The 11,758-nt window shown below is 63.4% G+C and carries 9 protein-coding genes; all 9 read left to right on the top strand.

Annotation, left to right across the window (positions count from 1 at the left end; all coding sequences use genetic code 11):
• Window positions 1-3 precede the first annotated feature (3 nt).
• The 9 genes from ACNA1V_RS12680 (at window position 4) to ACNA1V_RS12640 (ending at window position 11,285) form a co-directional block, all read left to right on the top strand.
• Window positions 4-771, top strand: coding sequence for a flagellar basal body rod protein FlgF (locus ACNA1V_RS12680; RefSeq protein WP_415833974.1), 768 nt, complete (start codon window positions 4-6; stop codon window positions 769-771).
• Window positions 772-848: 77 nt separating this feature from the next.
• Window positions 849-1,634 (top strand): flagellar basal-body rod protein FlgG, encoded by a 786-nt coding sequence (flgG, locus tag ACNA1V_RS12675; protein WP_415833973.1) that lies wholly within the window; start codon window positions 849-851, stop codon window positions 1,632-1,634.
• A gap of 98 nt (window positions 1,635-1,732) precedes the next feature.
• Complete coding sequence (locus ACNA1V_RS12670) at window positions 1,733-2,377, top strand: flagellar basal body L-ring protein FlgH (RefSeq protein WP_415834003.1); 645 nt, start codon at window positions 1,733-1,735, stop codon at window positions 2,375-2,377.
• A gap of 101 nt (window positions 2,378-2,478) precedes the next feature.
• Window positions 2,479-3,597 (top strand): flagellar basal body P-ring protein FlgI, encoded by a 1,119-nt coding sequence (locus ACNA1V_RS12665; RefSeq protein ID WP_415833972.1) that lies wholly within the window; start codon window positions 2,479-2,481, stop codon window positions 3,595-3,597.
• Window positions 3,598-3,603: 6 nt separating this feature from the next.
• Window positions 3,604-4,635 carry a flagellar assembly peptidoglycan hydrolase FlgJ gene (gene flgJ, locus ACNA1V_RS12660; RefSeq protein WP_415833971.1) on the top strand — a complete coding sequence of 344 codons (1,032 nt, stop codon included), beginning with the start codon at window positions 3,604-3,606 and terminating at the stop codon, window positions 4,633-4,635.
• Between the two features lie 116 nt (window positions 4,636-4,751).
• Entirely contained in the window at window positions 4,752-6,437 is a 1,686-nt protein-coding gene (gene flgK / locus ACNA1V_RS12655; protein ID WP_415833970.1) for a flagellar hook-associated protein FlgK, read from the top strand.
• Window positions 6,438-6,467: 30 nt separating this feature from the next.
• A complete protein-coding gene (flgL, locus tag ACNA1V_RS12650) occupies window positions 6,468-7,709 on the top strand; it encodes a flagellar hook-associated protein FlgL (RefSeq protein WP_415833969.1) in 1,242 nt (413 codons plus the stop codon).
• 38 nt (window positions 7,710-7,747) lie between these two features.
• Window positions 7,748-9,559 (top strand): methyl-accepting chemotaxis protein, encoded by a 1,812-nt coding sequence (locus ACNA1V_RS12645; protein WP_415833968.1) that lies wholly within the window; start codon window positions 7,748-7,750, stop codon window positions 9,557-9,559.
• 121 nt (window positions 9,560-9,680) lie between these two features.
• Window positions 9,681-11,285, top strand: coding sequence for a methyl-accepting chemotaxis protein (locus tag ACNA1V_RS12640; protein WP_415833967.1), 1,605 nt, complete (start codon window positions 9,681-9,683; stop codon window positions 11,283-11,285).
• The last annotated feature ends 473 nt before the right edge of the window (window positions 11,286-11,758 follow it).

Raw genomic sequence — 11,758 nt, 5'->3', positions numbered from 1 at the left:
CGCATGGACAAGCTGCTCTACACCGCCATGGGCGGAGCCGCCAGGACACTGGAGCACCAGGCGGTCATCAGTAACAACATGGCGAACATCAATACGCCGGGTTTCCGCGAACAGCTGGCGCTGTACCGTTCAGTGCCGGTCGAGGGGCCGGGGGCGCCGACGCGGGTCTATACCCTGGCCACGACGCCGGGCTCGGATTTTTCGCCAGGGCCGCTGCAAAGCACGGGCCGCGAACTGGATGTGGCACTGGCTGGCGAAGGCTGGCTGGCGGTGCAGGCGCAGGACGGCGAGGCCTATCTGCGCACGGCCAGCCTGCAGGTGGGCAGCGATGGTGTGCTGCGCACTGAGCGCGGCCTGGCGCTGCTGTCTGCGGATGGCGGCGTGATTGATGTTCCCCAGGGCGCGACGCTGACGATTTCCGCCGATGGCAATGTGAATGCCTTGGGCGCAGGCGATGCGCCCAATGATGTGGCGGTGCTGGCGCAGCTCAAGCGCGTGAACCCGCCAGCGGCGCAACTGCAGCGCGGCGATGATGGTCTGTTCCGGCTGGCATCGGGGATAGCGGGCGATGCGGCCGTGCAGGAACCGGCACCGGCGGATCCCTCCGTGGGCGTAGTGAGCGGGGCGCTGGAAAGCAGCAATGTCAGTGCCGCTGCGGCGATGGTCGGCATGATCAATAACGCGCGCCGCTTCGAGATGCAGATGAAAGTGATCCAGCACGCCGATGGCAATGCCCAGCGCGCCAACGACCTGCTGGCGGTCTCACAGTAAGCAGGCCGGCCGCTCAGGCGCCGGCAACAGGATTTGATGCAGTCTATGCCTGTCGAACAGGCGCAAGGAATGCCCGGATGATACGTTCACTATGGATAGCCAAGACCGGCCTGGAAACCCAGCAGACCGGCATGGATGTCATTGCCAATAACCTCGCCAACGTCAGCACCAATGGCTACAAACGCCAGCGCGCTGTGTTCGAAGACCTGATGTATCAGGTCGTGCGTCAGCCTGGCGCGCAGGTTGGTGATGCCAATCAGCTGCCCTCCGGCCTGCAGCTGGGCACCGGCGCGCGCACGGCGGCAACGGCGCGCGTGCATACCGAGGGCAGCCTGAACAATACCGGCAACCCCTGGCATGTGGCGATCGAAGGGCGCGGTTTCTTCGAGGTGGAATTGCCGGATGGCTCCCTGGCCTATACCCGCGACGGCGCCCTGCAGGTCGATCAGGACGGCCAACTGGTGACGGCGGGCGGCTATGTGCTGCAACCGCCCATCAACGTGCCGGACAATGCCTTGAGTCTCAGTATCAGCAAGAACGGCATGATATCCGTCACCCAGCCGGGCTCGGCGGGAATCAGTGTGCAGATCGGGCAGATCCAGCTGGCGACTTTCGTCAATCCCACGGGTTTGCAGAGCATCGGCCAGAACATGTACCTGGAAACCAGTGCGTCCGGCCCGGCCAATGTGTTGCAGCCTGGCCTGGATGGCGCCGGTTCGCTGGCCCATGAGTATCTGGAAACCTCGAACGTCAATGTCGCTGAAGAACTGGTCAATATGATCACGACCCAGCGCGCCTATGAAATCAACAGCAAGGCTGTGTCCACCTCCGACCAGATGCTGGCGCGTCTGACGCAGCTTTGATGGGGGCTGGGCGGGCAATGAACCGTGTGTTGGAAAGGGATCGGACGCCGGGCGGGCAGGGCGAATGGCGCAGCCGGCTGGGCTGGCTGCCGGTATTGATGCTGGGCGGTTGCGCATTGATTCCGCCGGAACCCATTGTGGTGGGGCCGGTCAGTGCGCCGCCGCCCGCTCCGGCGCAACCGCTGGCCGTGCCCAATGGTGCCATTTATCAGCCCACGGCCTATGGCAGCTATCCCTTGTTTGAAGACCGGCGGCCGCGCCAGGTGGGCGACATCGTCACCATTGTGTTGAACGAAAACACCAATGCGGCCAAAAGCGTGGCGACCAATACCAAGCGCAACGGCTCGGCGGCGCTGGGCATGAATACCATGCCCAGCGCTTTGCCCGGCGCTTTCGGGCCGCAGCAGAACATGGATGCCTCGGGCAGCAATAACGCCTCGGGCACTGGGGACAGCAAGGCCAACAATACCTTCTCGGGAACGATCACGACCACCGTGATCGAAGTGTTGCCCAACGGCAACCTGAGGGTGGCCGGCGAGAAGCAGATTGCTATCAACCGGGGCAGCGAATATGTGCGGTTCTCCGGGACGGTGGACCCGCGCAGCATCACCGGCAACACGCATTCCGTATCGTCCACGCAGGTGGCGGATGTGCGTTTGGAGTACCGCAGCCAGGGCGTCATGGATGAAGTGCAGAGCATGGGCTGGCTGCAGCGGTTTTTCCTGAACGTCATGCCATTTTGACCATGCTGCCGGGCGAGGTTATCCGCGCTGCGGCTGTTGCAGGTCGGCCGGACAGTCTTCGCTGCGCCGGGGGCGAGATATTTTTCACGAGAGTAGATGCCATGATGCGTCATGTTTCCCTGATCTTCGGCCCGGCCTTGCTGTGCCTGGGCCTGTTGGCGTCCGCACAGGCGGCGACCCAGCGCATCAAGGACGTTTCCAGCGTTCAGGGCGTGCGCGACAACCCCTTGATTGGCTATGGCGTGGTGGTCGGGCTGGATGGCAGTGGCGATCAGGTGCGGCAGGCGCCGTTCACGCAGCAAAGTGTCGCCAATATGCTGGCGCAGCTGGGGGTTACGGTGCCGCCGGGCTCGAATATGCAGTTGAAGAATGTGGCGGCCGTCATTGTCACGGCGACGCTGCCGCCGTTTTCCCGGCCCGGGCAGAATCTGGATGTGGTGGTGTCGTCCATGGGCAATGCCAAAAGCCTGCGCGGCGGTACCTTGTTGATGACGCCCTTGAAAGGCGCGGATGGCCAGGTGTATGCCATTGCCCAGGGCAATTTGCTGATAGGCGGCGCGGGTGCGTCGGCAGGCGGCAGCAGTGTGCAGGTCAATCAGCTCAACAGCGGCATGATTACCAACGGCGCCATTGTTGAGCGCGCCGTGCCGACCGTGATCGCCACCCAGGGGCAGGTACACCTGGAACTGAAAGAAAATGACTTTGGCACCGCGCAGAATGTGGTGGATGTGGTGAATGCCGCTTTCGGGCCGGGAACGGCAACGGCGCTGGACGGCCGGGTCATTGCGGTGGCGGCGCCCGCTGCCGATGCGGCGCTCAGCCAGTTCCTGTCGCGCCTGGAGAACCTGCCTATCGAGCGCGCACCGGTCGCGGCCAAGGTCATCATCAATGCCCGTACGGGTTCCGTGGTCATGAACCGGACGGTGGTCATTGAAGAGTCTGCCGTGGCGCATGGCAATATTTCCGTGGTGATCAATCGCAGCCTGGATGTCAGCCAGCCCAACGCCCCCTTTGCCGGCGGCCAGACCGTCGTGGCGCCCAATACGGAAATCCGTCTGCTGCAAGATGGTGGCGGGCTCAAGTACATGCAGACCAGCGCCAATCTGCAGGATGTGGTCAATGCGCTCAATGCCCTGGGCGCGACGCCGCAAGACCTGCTGTCCATTCTGCAGGCCATGCAGCGTGCCGGCGCGTTGCGGGCGGAACTGGAAATTATCTGAGGCTGGATGATGACGATTGCCAACAGTTCTCCTGCTGTGTCCCTGGCCCAGGGGTTTGTGTTCGATACGAGGGAAATGGATCGGCTGCGGGCCAGGGTGCAGCAGTCGCCTGAGGGCGAGGCCGCGCAGCGCGAGGTTGCCCAGCAGTTCGAGGCCTTGTTCATCAACATGATGATTCAGCGCATGCGTGACGCGACTCCCGCAGAAGGGCTGTTCGACAATGAACAGACGCGCATGATGCAGTCGCTGGCCGATCAGCAGATGGCCTCTGAGCTGGTGCGCAGCCAGTCAGGCTTGGGGCTGGCGGAAGCCTTGCTGCGGCAGATCCGGCAGCCGGGCAATGCGCTGGCGGCGGCCGGGTCTGCCGCCAGTGCGGGGCAAGCGCCTGGAACCGCGGGCGTGGCGGGCGCAGCTGCCAGCGTGGCGATGCCGGGGCTGGCCGCCACGCCGGGCAGCCTATCGGCGGCCATGCCGGCAAATAGCGGGGGGGCACAAGGATTCTGGCGCGGAGCGCGGGCCGGGATGGCGGCGGGGCAGGCTTGGGCTGGCCAGGTGCCCGCCTTGCGCGCAGCCGCGCATGCGCCGGATTTCGTGGCCCGTTTTGTCGAAAAACTGGCGCCCATGGCGCAGCGGGTGGCGCAGGAAAGCGGGATTCCGGCCCAGTTGATCCTGGGGCAGGCCGCGCTGGAGTCCGGCTGGGGGCGGCGTGAAATCCGCCATGAGGATGGCAGCCCCAGTCATAACCTGTTTGGCATCAAGGCGACTTCGGGCTGGCGCGGTGATGTGGTGGAAACCATGACGACCGAGTACGAGGCAGGCACGGCGCGCAAGCTGAGCCAGCCTTTCCGGGCGTACTCCTCTTATGAGGATGCCTTGCGCGATTATGCCGGCCTGCTGCAGCGCAGCGAGCGTTACCAAAGCGTGCTGCAGACATCCGATCCGGCTGAAGCCGCACGCCGTATCCAGGCTGCCGGCTATGCCACTGACCCGGCATATGCCGACAAACTGATCAGTGTGATGGCCATGCTAGAGCGTTGACGCAGACGCCCTAAATTTCCGCGCCATTTTGCCGTTATTCCCTGGGAATGCCTGGAGCGCCCGGAACCGTGCAGGCCGGCGGGGCGCCCGGCAACCCTTTTGAGAGTCTCCTGACCATGAATCTGTACAACCTGGGACTGACGGGTATCAACGCTGCCACGGCGCGTTTGAATACGACCGGCCACAATATCAACAACGTCGATACGCAAGGCTACAACCGCCAGCAGGTCATGGTGTCCGCCGTGGGCGGCAGCGCCACCAGCGCCGGTTTCTATGGTCGCGGCGTCGCCGTGGATGGCGTGACGCGTCAGTACAGTTCCTATCTGCACAATCAATTGGTGTCGGCCCGTTCCGAACAGTCGTCCTATGGCAGCTATCTGAACGAAATCGGGCAGATCAACAATCTCATCGGCAATAGCGAAACCGGCATCTCCCCGGCGCTCAAAGCCTTCTTTTCCAGCGTGCAGGCCGTGGCGTCTGAGTCCGGCGATGCGGCTGCCCGCCAGGAAATGATCGGGCAGGCCAACAGTCTGGTGACGCAGATCAACCAGACCCAGGAAATGCTGAACCGGCAGCGCGACGAGATCAATATTCAGTTACGCACAACGGTTGAACAGATCAATAGCTATGTGGATGGGATCGCCAGCCTGAATGAACGGATTACCCTGGCCAAGGCATCGTCGGCGCCGGGCCAGGAGCCCAATGACCTGCTTGATCAGCGGGACCAGCTGGTCTCGGAGCTGAATCAGCTGGTGGGCGTGCGGGTGATCGCGCAGGGTTCATCCATCAATTTGACGGTGGGCAACGGGCAGGTATTGCTGTCCGGCAATCAGAGCTATCCCTTGCAGGCCGTGACTTCGGCCAGTGATCCGGGCCGCACGGTGATTGCCTATGCACTGCCTGTCGAGGGTGGGGGCAGCACGCTGGTGGAACTGGACGAAAGCCGTTTGAGCGGTGGCAGCCTGGGCGGCCTGCTGGCTTTCCGGCGCGAATCGCTGGACAGTGTGCAGAACGATCTGGGGCGTTTGGCGCTCGGCCTGGCGCAGGCATTCAATGCGCAGCACCGTCAGGGGGTGGATCTGAACGGCCAGGCCGGGGGAGATTTCTTCCGCATCGCGGATCCTGTCACGCACGCCAGCGTGGGGAATCAGGGCAGCGCCAGCGCTGGCGGCAATGCCGGGGTCAGCGCGGCAGTCAAGGACATCCAGGCCTTGCACGCCAGCGATTACCGCATCAGCTATCACGCGGCCAGCGGCAAGTATGAAGTGCAACGTCTGGCCGACGGCGTGACACGCTCTTTTGATGGCGATGCCGGCACTATCGAGCTGGACGGCCTGAGCGTGGCCTTGCCCGATGCCACACAGCCCGGGGCGGTGGCGCACGGCGACAGCTGGCTGCTGCAACCGACCATGAATGCCGCGGCCAGTCTGGCGGTGGCCGTGGACAACCCCGCGCAGATCGCTGCGGCCGACGCCAGTGGCGGCAGCAGCAATAACGCCAACGCGCTGAAGCTGGCCCAGCTGCAAACCGACAAGGTCATGGGCCAGGGTTCGCTCAGCATCAGCGACACCTATCTGCAGATCGTGAACAAGGTAGGCGTCAAGACCGGGGAAGTGACCACCGCCAGCAAGGCGCAGGACAACCTCGTCACGCAGCGGCTGACGGCGCAGCAAGCGGTGTCAGGCGTCAGCCTGCGCGAAGAGCAGGTGGCCTTGATGCAATACGCCGAACAGTATCAGGCGTCCGCTCGCCTGATCGACGTTGCCAGCCAGATGTTCGACACCTTGCTGTCCATCAAGTAACGGCTGGCGCCGCAACGACAGGATCAAACCATGCGTATCAGTTCGTCTTTGATGTACCAGATCGCCGTCAGCCAGTTCTCGCGCAAGGAAGCGCAACAGGTGCAGCTGTACGAGCAGATTTCCACCGGCCTTCGTGTCGTGCGGCCCGGCGATGATCCGCTGGCCGCCTCGCAGGCGGTGCGTACCAGCCAGAATCTGGCGCTGAACGAGCGGTTCACGGCCAACCGGCAAGTGGCCAAGCACAACCTGGGTGAAACCAGCCAGATGCTGGATGCCACAGTGAATACCTTGCAGGATGTGACGACCCGGCTGGTTGAAGTCGGTAATGGCATTTATTCGGAGACGGACCAACGGGCGCTGGCCAAGGTGCTCAAGGAATCCTATGACCGCCTGCTGAACCAGGCCAATGCCCGGGACGGCAATGGCGTGTATATGTTTTCCGGTCATCGCGGGGATGTCGCTCCGTTCCAGACCGATAGCGAAGGCTGGGTCAGCAGCGCCTACCAGGGGGATGCCGGGCGGCGTCTGATCCAGGTGGACCAGACCCGCCAGATACCGACGGCCGATTCTGCGCTGGATGTTTTCGCCCGTGCCAATCCGGGGGACAAATCCTATGTGGCGTCGGCGGCGGCAGGCAATCAGGGCAGCGCGACCTTCAGTTCGCCAGCGGTAACCGGCCAGGGCGGCGAGCATGTGGGCAAGACGCTCAATATTGCTTTTGAAACGGATCCGGCAGTGGCGGGCGGCGTCCGCTATGTGGTGACGGACGCCACGCAAACCGTGTTGGAAAGCGGTGCGTATGACCCGCAAGCGGGGCTCAATCTGTCGTTGGGGGGCGTGAGCCTGGCGTTTCAGGGGGAGCCGGCGGCGGGTGACAGCTTCACGCTGGAACCGATGGCACAGGCCGATATGGATGTGTTTTCCACTTTGCGGCGCACCATCGAAGCCCTGGAGTCTTTGGATAAGGCCGATCCGGCGTCGGTTGCCCGGTTTCAGAACGTGGTGGGCGAGGCGCAGCGCAAGTTGTCCAGCGTGTATGACAACGTGCTGACGGTGCAGGCTTCGATGGGCGCGCGCATGAATGAACTGTCGGCGCTGGATACCGTCGGGACGGCGCGTGGCCTCAGCTATGCCAAGCAGCTCGATAACCTGGTTGGCCTGGACGAGTTCGCGGCGTATAGCCAGCAGGTCTATTACAAGAATGCGCTGGAAGCCTCGATGCTGGCCTTCCAGCGCATTCAGAGTCTGGGTCTGTTCAACGGCAATAACTAGGCCGCGCGCGATACGGCTGGGATAAAGGGTTGATAAGCATGTTTCGGAATACATCCATAAAAATCAATATGATGCTGGTGCTGAGCCTGTTCATGGGCTTGCTGCTGGTGGCGCTGGCGCTGGGGTGGAACGGGATGCGGGTGTCCAGCCAGGCCTTTGAGACGCTGTATGGTCTGTCCGTGAAGCAGGTGCTGCCGCTCAAGGAAGTGGCACTGGCCGTCAGCGATAGCCATTACTGGATGGAGCGTGCCCGGCGGATTGAAAGCGAGGACGGGACGCAGCAGGACATCGTGCAGGCGGTCGGGCAGGCAGAGGCTGCCTTGAGCCGCGCGGAGCAGCACTATGCACGCTTTGCCGGCTATGCGCCGGTGACGGAGACCGGTGCGGAGTTGGGAGAGGTTCTGGCCCGCCACAATGCCTTGATGCGGCAACGCGCCCAGGCCTTTTTGCCCCATGAGGCGGGGGCGCTGCCAGTGGCCCAGGCGGACCTGGAGGCTTTGCTGGCAAAGGGCGGCGCTTTGCTGCGGGCTTTTACCGATCACGCGCAGGCGCAGATTGCGGTGATGCAGGAGCAGGATTCGCAGCGCGAGCGCTGGGCGCAGGTGGTGGTGCTGGCGCTGATGGCGCTGGCCTTGCTGATTTCCGTGACTGCGTGGCTGGTGTTGCGCCGCCGTGTGTTGCGGCCTTTGGATGAGGCGGCGCAATTGCTGGATCGGGTGGCGCAGGGCGATCTGACGTCGCGGCTGGATGTCCGTGAAGGCAATGAGATTGGCAGGCTGATGACCGGGCTGCGCAAGATGCAGGAAAACTTGTCACAAATGGTGCTGCAGGTGCGCCGTGGGGTGGAGGAAATTTTCCATGGCAGCAAGGAGATCGCCCAGGGCAATGCGGATCTGAGCAGCCGCACCGAGCAGCAGGCCGCTTCTTTGCAGGAGACTGCCGCTAGCATGGAGCAACTGGCTTCTACGGTTCAGCAGAATGCGGATAACGCCCGCCAGGCGGATCATCTGGCTGCCGGCAGCATGGAGGTGGCGCGGCGCGGGGGCGAGGCCGTGTCCGAAGTGGTGGCCACGATGACTGAAATTTCCAGCAGTTCGACCAAGATTGCGGAAATCGTCAATGTGATTGATGGCATTGCTTTCCAGACCAATATCCTGGCCTTGAATGCCGCAGTGGAAGCCTCGCGCGCCGGCGATCAGGGCAAGGGGTTTTCCGTCGTGGCCAGCGAGGTGCGTACGCTGGCGCAACGCAGTGCCCAGGCCGCCAAGGAGATCAAGCAGTTGATCGACGATTCGGTCAACAAGGTCAAGGCCGGTTCCGATCAGGTGGGCCGTGCGGGCGATACGATGCGCGAGATCATGGAGTCGGTGCAGCGTGTGGCGGACATCATGGGTGAGATTTCTTCGGCCTCGCAGGAGCAGTCGCTGGGTATAGATCAGATCAATCGTGCCGTGGCGCAGATGGATCAGGTGACGCAGCAGAATGCCGCCCTGGTCGAGCAGGCGGCGGCGGCTGCCGGGTCGCTGGAGGATCAGGCCTCCAGTCTGGCGCAGGCGGTGTCGGCGTTCAAGGTGTCTTCGGGTGGGGTCAGCCGTGCCCGGACGGCGGCGGGGTCCTCGGGGAGCCACGCGGTTGCGTCTGGCGGTGCGGCGCAAGCGTCGGCCCGTCTGGCGGCAGCGACCCGCTCAGGCGCAAGTGCTGCGGCTTCGTCCGCCTCTGCAACGTCAGCCTCTGCCCGCAAGGTCGCCAAGCCGGCCGTGGCCGGGCGGCGGGAGCCGGTGGCGGTTTCGTCTCCGGCCTCGGCCCGTGCCGCGCGCGCGGGGGACGAGGACGATTGGGAGTCTTTTTAAGCCTTTGCCCGGGCCACGGTTTGCCGGCCGGGATGTTCACGACGAGGCCTGGCAGGGTTGTGCTTCCATAGGGAAGCCGGCCGCGCCAGCATGATGCCAGCCACGAATTGCGAGAGACCGCATGCGAAACAATCAACCGGTCAATGACCATGAGTACCATCTGAGCGAGTCGGATTATCTGATTTCGCGTACGGATCTGGAAGGCCGTATTACTTACGCCAATGAGGCGTTTGTGATTGCGAGCGGTTTTACCCGCGATGAGTTGATGGGGCAGCCGCACAATATTGTCCGTCATCCGGATATGCCGCCAGAGGCTTTCGCGGATTTGTGGCAGACGCTGGAGAGCGGCAATTCCTGGCTGGGTGTGGTGAAGAACCGGCGCAAGGATGGCGGTTTTTATTGGGTGCTGGCCAATGTGACGCCGGTGCGCGAAGCCGGCAAGGTGGTGGCTTTTTCTTCTGTGCGCGTGAAGCCCAGCGAGCAGCATGTGGCTCGTGCCAGGCAGTATTACGCACGCTGGCGCGCCGGTCAGCGGGTGGCGGCGCGTTTGGCGCGTGGCCGGATTGTGGCGACGGGGTGGCGCGGTCTGGCGGGCGGCTTGCGCAAGCTGGGCAAGCCTTGGCTGGCGCCGAGTATGCTGCGTTTCGCCTTTTTTTCGTCAATGATGGTGTTGCTGGCAGCCTTGACTTCCGTGTGGCATTTGCGTTCGGCGGAGGGGGCCGAGTTCGGGACGGAGTGGTTGTTGGGCGGTGCGTTGTTGGCGTCGTTGCTGATTTTTCTGTATGGCTGGCGGGTGACGGTCAAGACGGGCCGGGCGATCGAGGATGTGGTGGATCGGGCGTTCCGTCTGGCCGCAGGGGATTTGGGGACGGCGCTGCAGTATCACGATGATGATCCGGTGGGGCGTTTGGCTTTTGCCCTGGAGATGACGCGTTGCGGGATGACGAGCGTGGCGCTGGATATGCGCAGCAATACCCGTGGGGTGGTGACGGTGCTGGAGACGATTCGTTCCGCCAATAAGGATTTGCAGCATCGTACAGAGGAGTCCGCAGCTTCGCTGGAGATGACGGCAACCAGTGTGGATGAGTTGAGCGCGACGGTGAAGCATAACGTCGATAATGTGAAGCAGGTGTCGCAGTGGACGCATGATTGCCGTCAGCTGGCCGGCCAGGCCGGTACCAGTGTGAGCGATGTGGCGGCGACGATGAAGGAGATCGAGGCGGGTTCGACCAAGATTTCGGAGATTATCCGTTTGATCGACGGGATCGCTTTCCAGACCAATATTCTTGCGCTGAATGCGGCCGTGGAGGCCGCCAGGGCCGGGGAGGCGGGCAAGGGGTTCGCGGTGGTGGCCGGGGAGGTGCGTTCTTTGGCACAGAAGAGCGCGGACGCCGCCCGCGAGGTGCGGGATTTGATCCAGGAGTCCACCGGGCGGGTGGATGCCGGCGCGGGCAAGGTGAAGGCGGCAGGGTCTATGGTGGAGCAGGTGATGGCCGCCATCGAGAGGGTGGATCAGACGATGAGCGAGATTTCCCTGGCGTCCAATGAGCAGCATATCGGTGTGGAGCAGGTGAGTCTGGCGATGAATCAGATCGACGGGCAGACGCAGCAGAATTCGGCGCTGGTGGAGAGTTTGGCCGAGGCGATGCAGACGTTGATGGAGCGGGTGGATGGTTTGCGGGTGGCGCAGCATGTGTTCCGGTTGGCGCCGGCGGGGCAGCGTTGATTTTCTTGGAGCACCGGCATAAGGGTGAGGTGCTAAGTTGCGCCTAGGCCTGTCTGAGGCGGCAGGCCGGTTGCGTGGTTTCGGCTGCGCCGGAGCTGCCTGCCAGTCTGTGTCTGCGGAATAGCGTTGATTGCCTTGGAGCATCGGCGGCAGGGTGAGGTGCTAAGTCGCGCCGAGGCCTGTCTGGGGCAGCAGGCAGATCGCGTGGTTCCGGCTGCGCCGGAACTCCCCGTGCCAGGCGGCGCCAGCGGGGCGGGCGCACAACTCGCGAGGCGGACAGTCCCCCGGACTGTCCGCAAGCGTCTCGCTCAAACATGTGCGCCCTTGCCTCCCCGCTGACACCACCTAGCACGGCACGCTCCACTGCCTGCTGCCCCAGACAGGCCTCGGCGCTGGCAGCCAGGCTTGCAGGTTCAATGCTACGGGTTGCTGTGTGAACGGTGGGCGCAGTTCGGGGCGGCCTGATGAAGGAG

Source organism: Kerstersia similis, from assembly GCF_965139615.1.
GTDB classification, from domain to species: domain Bacteria; phylum Pseudomonadota; class Gammaproteobacteria; order Burkholderiales; family Burkholderiaceae_B; genus Kerstersia; species Kerstersia similis.
Note: the sequence above shows the minus strand (reverse complement) of the source record. Positions and strands in the feature narration are given on the sequence as shown.